Source organism: Dolomitihabitans soli, assembly GCF_022213955.1.
Classification (GTDB): domain Bacteria; phylum Actinomycetota; class Actinomycetes; order Streptosporangiales; family Streptosporangiaceae; genus Streptosporangium_A; species Streptosporangium_A soli.
Genome location: NZ_JAKNTW010000013.1, coordinates 297,577 through 310,562 on the forward strand (window position 1 = coordinate 297,577; position 12,986 = coordinate 310,562).

The following is a 12,986-nucleotide window of genomic DNA, read 5'->3' on the forward strand; positions in this document are numbered from 1 at the left end:
GCTCATCCGCTCCTACGTCGCTCCTTCACTCCTCAGTCCAGCCACCGGCGCGCCCTGTTTGATGCGACGCTGCGCGTCGCGGTTCGGGCGCTCACACCCGGCGGCTTCCCTCGTCGCTCATCCGCTCCTACGTCGCTCCTTCACTCCTCAGTCCAGCCACCGGCGCGCCCGAACGAGACCCTTGGCTCGCTTGGCGAGCCTTGGGTCGGGTGGGGGGATGTTAGTGGTTGGTGAGGAAGGCTAGGAGGTCTTGGCGGGTGAGGAGGCCGATGGGCTTGCCGTCGTCGAGGACTACGGCGGCGTCGGCCTTCTCCAGGGCCTCGACGGCGCCGGAGACGGGCTCGCCCGCGCCGATCATCGGGAGCGGCTGCGACATGTGGCCCTCGATCGGGTCCTCGGCTCGGACCTTGCCCCGGTAGAGGGCGTCGAGCAGGTCGCGTTCCACGATGGAGCCGACGACCTCGGCGGCCATCACCGGGGGTTCCTCCTTCATCACCGGAAGCTGCGACACGCCGTACTCGCGCATGATCGAGATGGCGGTGCTGACGGACTCGTGCGGGTGGGTGTGCACGAACTCGGGCAGCCCGGTGTTCTTCCGCAGGAGCACGTCACGGACCAGCCCTTCCTCGCTGGGGCTGGTCAGGAAGCCGTAGTCGGCCATCCAGTCGTCGTTGAAGATCTTCGACAGGTAGCCCCGGCCGCCGTCGGGCAGCAGCACGACCACGACGTCGCCCGGCGCGGCGGCCGCCGCCACCCGTGCCGCCGCGACCACGGCCATCCCGCAGGAGCCGCCCACCAGCAGGGCCTCCTCGCGGGCCAGCCGGCGGGTCATGCCGAAGGAGTCCTTGTCGGAGACCGCGATGATCTCGTCGCAGATCGTGGTGTCGTAGGTCTCCGGCCAGATGTCCTCGCCGACGCCCTCCACCAGGTACGGCCTGCCGGTGCCGCCCGAGTAGACGGAGCCCTCCGGGTCGGCGCCGATGATCCTGACCCGACCGTCGGAGATCTCTTTGAGGTAGCGCCCGGTGCCGCTGACCGTGCCTCCGGTGCCGATGCCGGCGACGAAGTGGGTGATGCGGCCCTCGGTCTGCTCCCAGATCTCCGGGCCGGTCGTCTGGTAGTGGGCGGCCGGGTTCTCCGGGTTCGCGTACTGGTCGGGCTTCCACGCGTTCGGCACTTCGCGGGCCAGCCGGTCGGAGACCGAGTAGTAGGAGTCGGGATGGTCGGGTGAGACGGCCGTCGGGCAGACGACCACGTCCGCGCCGTACGCCCGGAGCACCGCGACCTTGTCCTGGGCGACCTTGTCGGGCACCACGAACAGGCAGCGGTAGCCCTTCTTCTGGGCGACGATGGCCAGGCCGACGCCGGTGTTGCCGGAGGTGGGCTCGACGATCGTGCCGCCCGGCCGCAGCGCCCCCGAGCGCTCAGCGGCCTCGATCATGGGCAGGGCGATGCGGTCCTTCACCGACCCCCCGGGATTGAAGTACTCCACCTTGGCGAGCACCTCGGCGGGCAGCCCGGCGGTCACCTTGTGCAGCCGAACGAGCGGGGTGTCTCCCATCAGCTCGATCAGCGAGTCATACACGCGCACTGTGAGGTCCAATCACCTTGTTTATCGGGCTTTGTCAGCGTGTTCGAGGCCGTAATCCCCAGCGGGTGGATGAGACTCGGCTAGTTTCACCTCAAACGCTACCGTCGCGAGACGACGAGGGGGCGCTACTGGTGTTCTGGACTCCTGGAGTGGCGCGTGCGGCACGGCGAATCGCGACCGCCGCGGCATACGGCGGGGGCGGACTGACCGCGATCGGGGCGGCGACCTACGGCCTGTTGCTCGCCGAGGGAATGCTCGCACGCAAGCTCGTCGGACTGCCGCACGGCATGGACGGACCACCCTCCGACGGCCTCTACGGCGGCGGCGACGGCGAGCCGATCCGGCTGGTGATGCTCGGCGACTCCACCTCGGTGGGCCTGGGGCTGACCGACCCCGGTGAGACCCCGGGCGTGTTGCTCGCCTGCGGACTGTCGGCGGTGGCCGAGCGTCCCTGCCGGCTGGACGTGTTCGGTCAGTCGGGTGCCGCGTCCGCCGAACTGGCCGCGCAGGTGGACCGGGCACTCGACGCACGGCCTGACATAGCGGTCATCTTCGTCGGCGCCAACGACGTCACCACGCAGACCCGCCCGCCGCTCGCTGTACGCCATCTGCAGAAGGCGGTGCGGCGGTTACACGAGGCGGGGGCGGAGGTCGTCGTGGGCACCTGTCCCGATCTCGGCACGGTGCGCCCGATCAGGCAGCCGCTGCGCTGGGTGACCCGACGGTGGTGCAGGGAACTGGCCGCGGCGCAGACCATCGCGGTCGTGGAGGCGGGCGGGCGGACCGTGGCGTTCGCCGACCTGCTGGGGCCGGAATTCGCTACAAACCCGGGCGAAATGTTCGGACCCGATCGATATCACCCATCTGCCAGAGGTTACCAACAGGCTGCTTACGCGGTGCTACCGTCTGTATGCGCCGCGTTGGGGCTGTGGCCTGAGCCTGTGCCTCGGCGCGGCGAGGGATCGAAATCGATTTACCTTGCGGCGGCTCTGGCCGCGGAGGAGCCCGGCGCCCAGGTCACCGAGACCCGCGTGGCCGGACAGGCGGTCGGCCCGCACGGACGATGGGTCACGCTGCTTCGGCGGCGGTCAGGGGCGTCTGACGACGCCTGATCGCGGTTACCCTCCGCACCGGGGTCGTCACGTCTCGTCCCCATTGGAGTGGAATGCCCGTGATCCGACCGCACGCGAAACCTGCCCTGGTGCTGATCGGCACGCTGACCCTGGCCGGCTGCTCCGGCAGCGACGCGGCCACCGAGAAGGCCCCGCCGCCCGTCCTGGCCTGGCACAACACGCAGGTCAACGCCGTCAGCCGGACCACTGTGGCGGCGGGGTTCCTCACCGCCACCACGATGGGGCCCGGCGGCACGCTCGAAACCTTCGCCGCGGACCTCGCCTCCGGCAAGAAGCTGTGGGCCCACCCCGCCACCATGGCCGGACGCCTGCCCGGCATGGGCGTCCCGCCGCCCGCGCTCATCCCGTCGGGAAAGGCCGAGGCGGTGGTGGCCGCCCTTGATCCCGCGAAGAAGGGCCGATGGAACGCCACGCTGCTGGCCCGCGACGCCCGCACCGGCGAGGAGCGGTGGCGCAGGGGGATCCACTCGACCTTCGGCCCCCAGCGCTGCGGGCCGTACGTCTGCCTGTCCGAGCACACCGCGCTGGCCACCGCCCGGGTCGTCGTGCTCGACGCGGCGACCGGCGAGACGGCCTGGCAGCTTCCCGGCATCGCCGAGGTCCAGTGGTCCGACGAGAACCGCGTGGTCCTGCTCAGGCTCGCCAAGCATCCGGTGCTGGAGGCGTACGAGCTCAAGACGGGCAAGATCGTCTGGCAGCAGCCCGTCGAGCAGGCGCTCGGGAAGGGGGTGGACATGTCGGGCGGCTGGTCCTTCGGAGCCACCGCCGACAACCTGGTCGGTTACGTCGCGCCGTACACCGATCCGGGCACCAAGAAGGTCTCGACCTTCGGGGTCTTCTCGCTCAAGCTCTCCGACGGCTCGGTCAACTGGATGCGCCCGTCGGTCGTCCGCGTCTATCCCAGCGGCAGCCCCGGCTTCGCCCCGGTGGTGCGCCCGGTCGACGACAAGGGGCAGTACGGCGGATTCGCCAGGCTCGATCCCGACACCGGCCGGGTCATCGGCCAGATCGGCGCCACCGACGTGCCCGGGTCCGGATGGTGGCTGGCCTTCCCCTCCCAGATGGAGCGGGTCGGCTTCCTCAAGCACGGCAGCTCCGGCAGCTCCTTCGACCTGGCCAGCGGCAAGCCGACGACCACCGAGGGACAGCAGGGCTGGTCGTTCTGCGTCACCGACCCCAAGGCGCTCCCCCTCAAGGGCCAGGCTCCGGGGTTCTACTCCGTCGCCGCGCTGTGCGAGTACGACCTCGCCAGGGGCAAGCGGGCGGACGGCACGGCCACGCCCCCGGAGTGGTTCACCGGCAGCCAGGAGGGCTGGCGGGTGTGGCGTGACGAGAAGGGCGCGCTGCACGGAATCAGGGACGGCGCCGCCAACGCTCCGGGCATGTACGGCTGACCTGCCGATTACAGTACAAAGTTCTGTTTTTCGCCCCCCAGGTCATGGCGGACGCCCTACAGCGGAGTAATCTCCCCGTCAGGAGCGCTGAACAGAACCCAGGAGAGCCACATGCCCGAGGCAGTAATCGTCGCAACAGCACGTTCGCCGATCGGCCGCGCCTTCAAGGGGTCGCTCACGGACATCCGTCCCGACGACCTTGCCGCCCAGATGATCCAGGCGGCCCTGGCCAAGGTCCCCCAACTCGATCCCGCGGAGATCGACGACCTCATGCTCGGCTGCGGCCTGCCGGGCGGCGAGCAGGGTTTCAACATGGGCCGGGTGGTGGCCGTGATGCTCGGCCTTGACGGCGTGCCCGGCACGACCGTGACCCGCTACTGTTCCTCATCCCTGCAGACCACCCGGATGGCCTTCCACGCGATCAAGGCGGGCGAGGGAGACGTGTTCATCTCGGCCGGGGTCGAGTGCGTCTCACGTTTCGCCAAGGGCAACTCCGACTCGTGGCCCGAGACCCACAACTCGATCTTCGGCGACGCCCGTGCGCGCACCCTCAAGCTGGCCGAGGGCGGCCAGACCTGGCAGGACCCCCGCGACGACGACCAGCTCCCCGACGTCTACGTCGCGATGGGCCAGACCGCGGAGAACGTGGCCGGCATCCGGGGCATCTCACGCAAGGAACAGGACGAGTTCGGCGTGCGGTCGCAGAATCTCGCGGAGAAGTCGCTCGGCAACGGGTTCTGGGAGCAGGACATCACCCCTGCCACCCTGCCCTCCGGCGCCGTCGTCAGCAAGGACGACGGCCCCCGGCCCGGCACCACCTACGAGGCGGTGGCCGGGCTCAAGCCGGTGTTCCGCCCCGACGGCACCGTGACCGCCGGCAACTGCTGCGCCCTCAACGACGGGGCCGCCGCGGTGGTCGTGATGAGCGACACCAAGGCCGCCGAGCTGGGGCTCACCCCGCTGGCCAGGATCGTGTCCACGGGCGTCACCGGTCTGTCGCCGGAAATCATGGGCCTGGGCCCGGTGGAGGCCACCAGGCAGGCGCTCGCCAGGGCCGGCATGTCGATCGACGACATCGACCTGGTCGAGATCAACGAGGCGTTCGCCGCCCAGGTGATCCCCTCCTACCGGGAGCTGGGCATCGAGCTCGACCGCCTCAACGTCAACGGCGGCGCCATCGCGGTCGGCCACCCCTTCGGCAGCACCGGCGCCCGGATCACCTCCACCCTGATCAACAGCCTCCGCTTCCACGACAAGTCCATCGGGCTTGAGACCATGTGCGTGGGCGGCGGCCAGGGCATGGCCATGATCCTCGAACGCCTGAACTGACCCGTCAGGCCGGCGTCCCATCCGGACGCCGGCCGTACCCGGTCAGCCGTGGAGGTCGGGGCCCGCCCTGGTGGGGGTGATCTTCATGATGACCCGGCGGTCGCGTTCCATGACGGCGCGGTAGTCGTCCCAGTCGGGGTGCTCGCCGGAGATGCGGCGGTAGTAGTCGACGAGTGGCTCCATCGCCTCGGGGAGACCGACGATCTCGGCGGTGCCCTCGATCTGGATCCAGTCGCCGAAGAACCCGTCGGTGAACACGCAGACCGCCACCTGGGGGTCCCGCCGGGCGTTGCGCGTCTTGGCGGCCGTCTCACGGGTGCTGATCACGATGTGACCGTCGTCGTCGATCCCGGTCGTCACCGGTGACAGCTGCGGACGGCCGTCCGCGTGCCGGGTCAGCAGCACCGCCCGATGGTTGCCTCTGACGAACTCTCGTGCCTTGTCCAGATCCATGAGCCCATCATGCTCCAGACAGGCGCACGCCCGCGCCACCGGTGGGTGGGCGCGGGCGCGTCGCTACGACTACATGCGGTGGTGGCGCTGCCGCTCATGCTCGCGAACGATCGCGGCGGCGTAGCCGTGGGTTAGCCCGTGTTCGTCTGCGAGCCAGTTGGCCCGTTCATCGCAGCGTAGGAACGACGGGCCGTTGTCGATGGCTTGAAACCACTCTGGGAGTGCGCGTCCCGTTATCGTGGGGACTCTGGCAATGAGCTTGATCTGCGTCTCCGGTGAGTGGTTCAACGACATGGGCACCTCCACGGATGGGCTCCTTTGCTCGACACTGCAACAACACCGGCCGATTGGCAAGAGCTGACCGGCCAGTTCTCTCTTACGTGACGTAGATCATTCGTCGCGCAGGGTTGTTGGTCCAGCATGTGCCTTGCCGTACCCACGTATCGGCCAAGACATGCGAAAGGCCCCGCCATAAGCGGGGCCTTGTCACATGACCTGCTAGTCGTTGCCCGAGAAGTAGCTGACGAAGCGCAGCACCTCCAGGTAGATCCAGACCAGGCTGAGGGTGAGCCCGAAGGCGCACTGCCAGGCGAACTTCTCCGGTGCGCCCTGCGCCACGGCCTGCTCGACCATGTCGAAGTCGAGGAGCAGGAAGAAGCAGCCGAGCAGGATCATCGCGGCGCTGAAGATCCAGCCGAGCGGGCTGTCGGTGCGGATGCCGATGCCGCCGTCGACGAAGAACCCGGCGACCAGGTTGATCAGCATCAGGCCGATCGCGGCGATGGCCGCGGCGCCGACGAAGCGCACCAGCTTCGGCGTGACCCTGATGATCTTCAGCGAGTGGACGGCCAGCACCCCGCCGAAGGCGAGGGCCGTACCGAGCACCGCCTGGATCACGACGCCGTTGTAGAAGCTCTCGTACGTGTGGCTGAGCGCGCCCACGAAGACGCCGTAGAACAGCGCGTAGCCGAGGATCAGCACGGGGCTGGTGCTCTGCTTGAACGACGCGATCAGGGCGAGCACGACGCCGACCAGCGCGAAGACCACCGCGATGCCCAGGGGCACGTTGAGCACCCACGCGGCGGCGGCCGCCACCACCAGGGTGCCCAGGGTCATGAACCCGCGCACGACGACGTCGTCGATCGTCATCTGCCGCTGGGCCGGGGGGGCGTACGACGGGGCGTCATACATGTTCTGGAGCTGGTCAGAGCTCGGAGTCGGCCCGCCCCAGGCCTGCTGGCCCTGGCGTTTCCGACTGAAAACGGGGTTCTTGCTCTCCATCGATTGCCTCCACCTTGCGACCTACGTGATCAGAGTAGTAGATCGGGCATCACAGGGCCGTATCATGCCGGTATCTAAATCTGTCTGGGGAGACAACGACCGGTCAGCCTTCTCAGTTCCCGAAGCATCCCACGGGAACGCCCGTACGCCGAGGGGGAGCCGGCCCGTTCGCCGGATCGCTCACGCCTCCGAGCGGAGCACGGTGATCTCGTAGGAGTAACGGTCGCCACGATAGAGCGACCTGGCCACCTCCACCGCCCTGCCACGCTGGTCGTAGGCGGTCCGCTCGACGAGCATGGCGGGTGAGAAGGGGGCGGCGGCCAACTCCCCGGCCTCCTCCGGGTCGAGCACGGTGGCCCTGATCGTCTGGTCCGCCCGTTCGAGCCGGATCCGGTGCTCCCGTTCCAGCAGGTCGTAGAGGGAGACGTCGGCGGCGAGGCCGAGCAGGCCCGGCGCGATGGACACGGGCACGCACGACTCCTCCAGGCACATGGGCTCGCCGTCGGCGGTGCTCACCCGGCGCAGGCGGGTGACGGGCTCGGCCGGGCTGATCCCCAGCGCGTAGCCGACCCCGGCCCCGGCCGGGACCTCGGCCGCCGCCAGCAGGCGAGAGCCCGGAGTCAGCCCCCGGCTGCGCATGTCCTGGCTGAACGAGGTCAGCTCGATGGTCTTGGCGATGCGCTCGCGGCTGACGAACGTGCCCGAGCCCTGCACCCGGTATACCAGCCGGTCGGTCTCCAGCCGGTCGAAGGCGCGGCGGACGGTGAGCCTGCTGACCTCGAACAACTCGGCCAGGTCGCGCTCGGTGGGCAGCTTCGCCCCCGGCCCCAGCCGCTCGACGAGGGCCATCAGGTGATCCTTCAGCTGACCCGTCTTGGTCATCCCAATTCCCGTGATCTGCGCATCGCCGTACCAGCTTACAGCGGGGGTTTGACGCTCGTTCGCCAATTGGGCTATACCAATTGACGTGAATCTGACAGCCAGGATGGCGGGCGGCCTCGTGATCAGTTGCCAGGCCCCCGACGGGCATCCGCTGCGCCGTACCCCGGTCATCGCCCTGCTCGCCCGGTGCGCCGAGGAGGGCGGGGCCGCGGGTGTGCGGGTCAACGGCCCCGAGGACGTCCGCGCGGTCAGGGCGGCGGTGGGGCTGCCGATCATCGGCCTGGCCAAGGTCCCGCGGGAGAGCGCCCGGCCGCTCATCACACCGGGGTACGAGCTTGCCGCCCGGCTGGTCGAGGCCGGGGCCGACATGGTGGCCCTGGAGGCGACCGCGGAGGTGACCGGCGACCCGCGGGAGACGATCGAACGGGTCAGGACCCGTCTCGGCGTGCCGGTCATGGCCGACGTCTCCACCCTCGGCGAAGGGCTCGCGGCCTGGGAGTGGGGCGCGGAACTGGTGTCCACGACCCTGTCCGGCTACACCCCCTACACCGCCACCCCCGCCACCCCCGCCACCCCCGGCACCCCCGGCACCCCCGGCACCCCCGGCACCCCCGGCGATGAGCCTGACCTCGATCTGGTCGCCCGGCTCGCCGCCCACGACGTCCGCACCGTGGCCGAGGGCCGCCTGCGTACCGCCGAACACCTGGCCGCCGCCTTCGAACGCGGCGCCTGGGCCGTGGTCGTGGGCGGCGCGGCGACCGACCCGCTCGCGATCACCCGCCGGCTCGTCCGCAGCACACCCGCCGCACAACGGGTCCAGGCGACGTGACGACCACGACCACCAAGGACGGGACAAACCAGCCGATACGGGGGATCACAGGCATGAGGCAGGTCCGCCAGAACCAGGATCGGCCGGTGAGGGCGTGATGACGGGCACGAGCGCGACCCGGCCGACGGAGACGGAGACGGGGACAGGGACAGGGACGGAGACGCGGACGGGGACAGGGACAGGCGCGACGGTCGTCATCGGCGTCGACCTCGGCGGTACCAAGACGGCGGCCGGTGTCGTGACCCTCGACGGCCGTCTCCTCCACTCGGCCCACCTCCCCACTCCCGCCGCCTCCGGAGCCGCCGCGGTCCTGTCCCAGGCGGTACGGCTGGCCGCCGCCGAGGCCGCCTGGGCCGGCGAGGCGGGCCTGCGACCGGTGGCCTGCGGCGTCGGGAGCGCGGGCACCGTCGACGCCCGGGGCGAGGTCAGCCATGCCACCACCGCGCTCCCCGGCTGGCGCGGCACCCCGCTGCGCGCCGCCTTCACCGCCGCCCTGGACCTCCCCGTCAGGGTGCTCAACGACGTGCACGCCTGGGCGCTCGGCGAGGCCCGCCTCGGCGCCGCCCTGCACAGCCGGACCGCCCTGGTCGTCACCGTCGGCACCGGGATCGGCGGTGCGCTCGTCGTGGACGGCGAGTTGGTCCCGGGCCGTACGGGCACGGCGGGCGCCCTCGGGCACCTCCCCGTCCCCGCGCCAGGTCCGGCACGCCGCTGCCCCTGCGGTCGCACCGGCCACCTGGAGGCGTACGCCTCCGGTCCCGCGATCCTCGCCCGCCACCGCGAACTCGGCGGCGCCGGCGAGGACCTGGCGGACGTCGCCGGGCTGGCCGCGGCGGCGATCCCCGCGCCATCGCGGTGATCACGGAGGCGGCCGGCCTCCTCGGTCGCGCCCTCGGCGGCCTGGTGACCGTCTTCGACCCGGACGTCGTCGTGCTCGGCGGCGGGGTGACCGCCGTCGGCGACCTCCTGCTCGACCCCCTCACGCGGGCCGTGCGGGAGGAGGCGCTGCCGGGGCCGGACCAGGTCGTGATCCGGCCCCCGGCCCTCGGCCGGTTCGGCGGGGTGCTCGGGGCCGCCGCCGCCGCGATCGGAGAACGGCCGGACGAGGGGAAGGACCGCGGCCGGGAATGATCGCCACTTGTGGTGCGGCCATTAGGCCGCCCACCTCGATCTCGCCGGAAGCGATCTTCTCCGCCGTCGCACTGCGTCACAACACGGTTCCCGAAACGGTGCGTTCCGGCAGCGGTGAGCGACGAATTGATGACACTTCCGGTAACCGGATAACTATGTAACGAATTCGGCGCAACTGTGCGTAAAGGACTGCGCTTTAGTTCCGGACAACCGAACACATGCGAAACGGTCAGCTTCTACTTCACGCAGGTAGCGAACCGGTTACCGGTGGTTGACAGGGGGTGCCCCCGGCGGGACTCGAACCCGCACTACAACCCTTTTAAGGGGTTTGCCTCTGCCATTGGGCTACGGGGGCGCCGTAATCATACGTAATAGACCACTCATAAGAGGAGCACAAGTTCGTATCAGGCGTCACACATGATGACGTAAGGGAGATTGCGGATGTCGCGCCCGGTGTACGGCACGAGCGGTGGGCATCCGGTCGAGGAAGAGAACGCCGTCGAGATGGTCGAGCTGATGCTGCAGGCAGCGGGCCTCGAACGCGTCCGTGTGAAACGTCAGTGATTCGCCGTCGCCGGGACGCTGGCCGGTGACGGTGATCCGGGTGGCCCGGCGGACCTCGCCGACGAGCCCGGGGACCGACAGGCAGCCCTCACGGGCGGTCTCCCAGCGGGCGGCCTGGGTGAGGCGCGGGTTGACCAGCACCAGCTCCCCCGCGCAGGAACGGGTCCTCGGGTGGCTGGAGACGTCGATGGCCAGCAGCCGCCAGCCCAGGCCGATCTGCGGCGCGGACACGCCGAGGCGGTCGTCGGCACGGCGCAGCGTGGCGAGGAGGTCGGCGGCGGCCTCGACCACCCGGGGATCGGCGGGATCGACGGGGGCCGCCATGGTGGTGAGCAGCGTGTGCGGCGCGTCGAGCACCTCGCGGGCCGTACCGGCCGGCGCGGTGGGCGCGGTCATCGGGGCGCGGGAGGGAGTCACAGGAGCTCCGGCACGGCGGGGCGGAAGGTGATCTCGGCGCCGAGTCCGGCGCCGACGGCGGCGAGACGGCGCATCAGGGCGGCCACGTCGACGTCGCCGGGGATCCGGACGTCGGCGATCAGCACGTAGAGATCACCGCTGAGACGGCTGTTCATGCCCGTGATCGTCCCACGTTCGCATGCCAGCACGCCGCTGACCGCAGAGATGATGCCGGGCCGGTCGGCGCCGTGCACGCTCAGCACGAACCCCACGCCGTCGTCGGCCTCGCCCGGCGAGGTGCGGGCGAAGGGCCGGAACCAGGCGCGCGGGGAGGGCGCCGGGTCACGCAGGCCGTCCATCTCGACCGTGGTGATGACCAGGTCAGGGCAGTGGTCGCGGAGTTTCTCGGCGGCGAGCGTGCCCGAGACCAGCAGTGTCATCACCACGTAGTCGCCGAGCAGCGTCATCGTGGAGTCCTGGATGTTGGCTCCCTGCTCGGCGATCGCCCCGGAGACCTCCGAGATCACGCCGGGGCGGTCGATGCCGAGCACGGTGACAGCGGACAGGCCCATGTTCACCACTCTCCGCCCTCTCCCAGCCTCTCGGGTGCCCTTCCGAGACGGGAGTACGGCCTCGCTCCTCCGTGCGGTGGAGGCGCGAAGCCGTACCCGGGCTCAACGCGGGCGGTTGCTCGCGACCGCGGCCCTGAACTCGTCACGCGGGCGGTGGATCTCGCCGAGCGAGATCGTCTCCCGCTTGAAGAACAGCGCGAGGGTCCAGTCCACGACCACACGGACCTTCCGGTTCAGCGTGGGCACCCGCGACAGATGGTAGGTGCGGTGCATGAACCATGCAGGGAATCCGCGAAGCTTGACCCCGTAGACGTTCGCCACGCCCTGGTGGAGGCCGAGTCCGGCGACCGATCCGACATACTTGTGACGGTAATCGACAAGTTCCTCCCCCTTGAGGGTCCGCACGATGTTGTCGGCGAGGACCTTGGCCTGCCGTACGGCGTGCTGGGCGTTGGGGGCGCAGAACTCGCCGGGGTTGGTCACGTCCGGGACGCCCGCGATGTCGCCGGCGGTGAAGGCGCCGGGCATGCCGACGACGGTCAGGCGGGTGGTGGCCTTGATCCGGCCGCGCTCGTCGACGGGCAGATCGGCGGCGCCCACGATCGGGCTGGGCTTGACTCCCGCGGTCCAGACGAGCGTCTCGGCCTCGAAGCGCTCGCCGTCGGAGAGCACCACGTTGCCGTCCACACACGACTCCAGACGGGTGTCGAGCCGTACGTCGATGCCGCGCTCGCGGAGCTGCTCCAGGGTCCACTTGCCCATCTCCGGGCCGACCTCGGGCAGCACCCGGTTGGTCGCCTCGACGAGGACCCAGCGCAGGTCGGCCGGGGTGATGTTGCGGTAGTAACGGGTGGAGTCCTTGGCCATGTCCTCCAGCTCGGCCAGCGCCTCGACGCCGGCGAACCCGGCGCCGACCACGACGAACGTGAGCGCCCTGCGGCGGATCTCCTCGTCGTCGGTCGACTCGGCCACGTCGAGCTGGTGCAGGACCCGGTTGCGCAGGCCGATGGCCTCGCCGATGGTCTTGAAGCCGATGCCGATGTCGGTGAGGCCGGGAATCGGCAGCGTGCGGGACACCGAGCCGGCCGCCATCACGATGAGGTCGTAGCCGACCTCGCGGGGGGAGCCCTCGGCCGGTTCGAACAGCACGGTCCGGCCCGCGTGGTTGACCTTGGTGACCTTGCCGCTGAGGATGCGCACCTTGGGCAGGACTCTGCGCAGCGGGGCCACGACGTGCCGCGGCGACAGGTTGCCCGCCGCCGCCTCGGGAAGGAATGGCTGGTAGGTCATGTAGGACTGCGGATCGACCAGCGTGATCCGCACGCTCCCGTCACGCAACTGCCGGGCGAGCCGGCGCTGCAGTCGTAGCGCGGTGTAGAGGCCGACGTAGCCGCCGCCGACGATCAGGATGTGCTTCGACTCCGGGTTCAC

Annotated in this window: 14 protein-coding genes and 1 tRNA gene; 6 read left to right on the top strand and 9 right to left on the bottom strand. The window is 70.2% G+C overall.

What is annotated here, in order from left to right; translation table 11 throughout:
* Positions 1-220: 220 nt before the first annotated feature.
* On the bottom strand, positions 221-1,591 hold the full coding sequence (locus tag MBA17_RS26650; RefSeq protein ID WP_238499320.1) for a cystathionine beta-synthase: 1,371 nt from the start codon (positions 1,589-1,591) through the stop codon (positions 221-223).
* 131 nt (positions 1,592-1,722) lie between these two features.
* Between MBA17_RS26650 and MBA17_RS26655 the strand changes: the two genes are divergently transcribed.
* The 3 genes from MBA17_RS26655 to MBA17_RS26665 all read left to right on the top strand — a co-directional run bounded on the left by MBA17_RS26655 (position 1,723) and on the right by MBA17_RS26665 (position 5,447).
* Complete coding sequence (locus MBA17_RS26655) at positions 1,723-2,703, top strand: SGNH/GDSL hydrolase family protein (RefSeq protein ID WP_238499321.1); 981 nt, start codon at positions 1,723-1,725, stop codon at positions 2,701-2,703.
* A 53-nt stretch (positions 2,704-2,756) separates the two neighbouring features.
* Entirely contained in the window at positions 2,757-4,118 is a 1,362-nt protein-coding gene (locus MBA17_RS26660) for an outer membrane protein assembly factor BamB family protein (RefSeq protein WP_238499322.1), read from the top strand.
* A gap of 111 nt (positions 4,119-4,229) precedes the next feature.
* Complete coding sequence (locus tag MBA17_RS26665; RefSeq protein WP_238499323.1) at positions 4,230-5,447, top strand: acetyl-CoA C-acetyltransferase; 1,218 nt, start codon at positions 4,230-4,232, stop codon at positions 5,445-5,447.
* A gap of 42 nt (positions 5,448-5,489) precedes the next feature.
* Here MBA17_RS26665 and MBA17_RS26670 read toward each other — a convergent pair whose 3' ends face one another.
* The 4 genes from MBA17_RS26670 to MBA17_RS26685 form a co-directional block, all read right to left on the bottom strand.
* Positions 5,490-5,900 carry a PPOX class F420-dependent oxidoreductase gene (locus tag MBA17_RS26670; RefSeq protein ID WP_238499324.1) on the bottom strand — a complete coding sequence of 137 codons (411 nt, stop codon included), beginning with the start codon at positions 5,898-5,900 and terminating at the stop codon, positions 5,490-5,492.
* A gap of 69 nt (positions 5,901-5,969) precedes the next feature.
* The gene (locus tag MBA17_RS26675; RefSeq protein WP_238499401.1) at positions 5,970-6,194 is read right to left on the bottom strand and encodes a DUF4287 domain-containing protein; all 225 of its coding nucleotides are present in this window, start codon (positions 6,192-6,194) and stop codon (positions 5,970-5,972) included.
* A gap of 204 nt (positions 6,195-6,398) precedes the next feature.
* The gene (locus MBA17_RS26680) at positions 6,399-7,181 is read right to left on the bottom strand and encodes a Bax inhibitor-1/YccA family protein (RefSeq protein ID WP_238499325.1); all 783 of its coding nucleotides are present in this window, start codon (positions 7,179-7,181) and stop codon (positions 6,399-6,401) included.
* 180 nt (positions 7,182-7,361) lie between these two features.
* Complete coding sequence (locus MBA17_RS26685) at positions 7,362-8,063, bottom strand: GntR family transcriptional regulator (RefSeq protein WP_238499326.1); 702 nt, start codon at positions 8,061-8,063, stop codon at positions 7,362-7,364.
* An 85-nt stretch (positions 8,064-8,148) separates the two neighbouring features.
* Here MBA17_RS26685 and MBA17_RS26690 point away from each other — a divergent pair, with 85 nt between their 5' ends.
* The 3 genes from MBA17_RS26690 to MBA17_RS49710 all read left to right on the top strand — a co-directional run bounded on the left by MBA17_RS26690 (position 8,149) and on the right by MBA17_RS49710 (position 10,023).
* Complete coding sequence (locus MBA17_RS26690) at positions 8,149-8,892, top strand: N-acetylmannosamine-6-phosphate 2-epimerase (RefSeq protein WP_238499327.1); 744 nt, start codon at positions 8,149-8,151, stop codon at positions 8,890-8,892.
* A gap of 97 nt (positions 8,893-8,989) precedes the next feature.
* Positions 8,990-9,751 (top strand): ROK family protein, encoded by a 762-nt coding sequence (locus MBA17_RS26695; protein ID WP_274385973.1) that lies wholly within the window; start codon positions 8,990-8,992, stop codon positions 9,749-9,751.
* Entirely contained in the window at positions 9,748-10,023 is a 276-nt protein-coding gene (locus MBA17_RS49710; protein WP_455432857.1) for an ROK family protein, read from the top strand. Before MBA17_RS26695 ends, MBA17_RS49710 begins: the two co-directional genes overlap by 4 nt.
* 282 nt (positions 10,024-10,305) lie before the next feature.
* Here MBA17_RS49710 and MBA17_RS26700 read toward each other — a convergent pair.
* From MBA17_RS26700 to MBA17_RS26715, 4 genes are all read right to left on the bottom strand, one after another.
* Positions 10,306-10,378 (bottom strand) — tRNA-Leu (locus MBA17_RS26700).
* Between the two features lie 56 nt (positions 10,379-10,434).
* Positions 10,435-11,004, bottom strand: a complete 570-nt coding sequence (def, locus tag MBA17_RS26705; protein ID WP_238499328.1) for a peptide deformylase — start codon at positions 11,002-11,004, stop codon at positions 10,435-10,437.
* A complete protein-coding gene (locus MBA17_RS26710) occupies positions 11,001-11,555 on the bottom strand; it encodes a glycine cleavage system transcriptional repressor (RefSeq protein WP_238499329.1) in 555 nt (184 codons plus the stop codon). The genes def and MBA17_RS26710 overlap by 4 nt, the downstream gene beginning before the upstream one ends.
* Positions 11,556-11,657: 102 nt before the next feature.
* Entirely contained in the window at positions 11,658-12,986 is a 1,329-nt protein-coding gene (locus MBA17_RS26715) for an NAD(P)/FAD-dependent oxidoreductase (RefSeq protein WP_238499330.1), read from the bottom strand.

What these genes read in the sequence shown, in the direction of transcription:
- MBA17_RS26660 (WP_238499322.1), top strand. Translation starts at nt 2,757, where the DNA reads ATGCCCGTGATCCGACCGCACGCGAAACCTGCCCTGGTGCTGATCGGC.
- MBA17_RS26665 (WP_238499323.1), top strand. Translation starts at nt 4,230, where the DNA reads ATGCCCGAGGCAGTAATCGTCGCAACAGCACGTTCGCCGATCGGCCGC.
- MBA17_RS26670 (WP_238499324.1), bottom strand. Translation starts at nt 5,900, where the DNA reads ATGGATCTGGACAAGGCACGAGAGTTCGTCAGAGGCAACCATCGGGCG.
- MBA17_RS26675 (WP_238499401.1), bottom strand. Translation starts at nt 6,194, where the DNA reads ATGTCGTTGAACCACTCACCGGAGACGCAGATCAAGCTCATTGCCAGA.
- MBA17_RS26680 (WP_238499325.1), bottom strand. Translation starts at nt 7,181, where the DNA reads ATGGAGAGCAAGAACCCCGTTTTCAGTCGGAAACGCCAGGGCCAGCAG.
- MBA17_RS26685 (WP_238499326.1), bottom strand. Translation starts at nt 8,063, where the DNA reads ATGACCAAGACGGGTCAGCTGAAGGATCACCTGATGGCCCTCGTCGAG.
- MBA17_RS26695 (WP_274385973.1), top strand. Translation starts at nt 8,990, where the DNA reads ATGACGGGCACGAGCGCGACCCGGCCGACGGAGACGGAGACGGGGACA.
- MBA17_RS26710 (WP_238499329.1), bottom strand. Translation starts at nt 11,555, where the DNA reads ATGGGCCTGTCCGCTGTCACCGTGCTCGGCATCGACCGCCCCGGCGTG.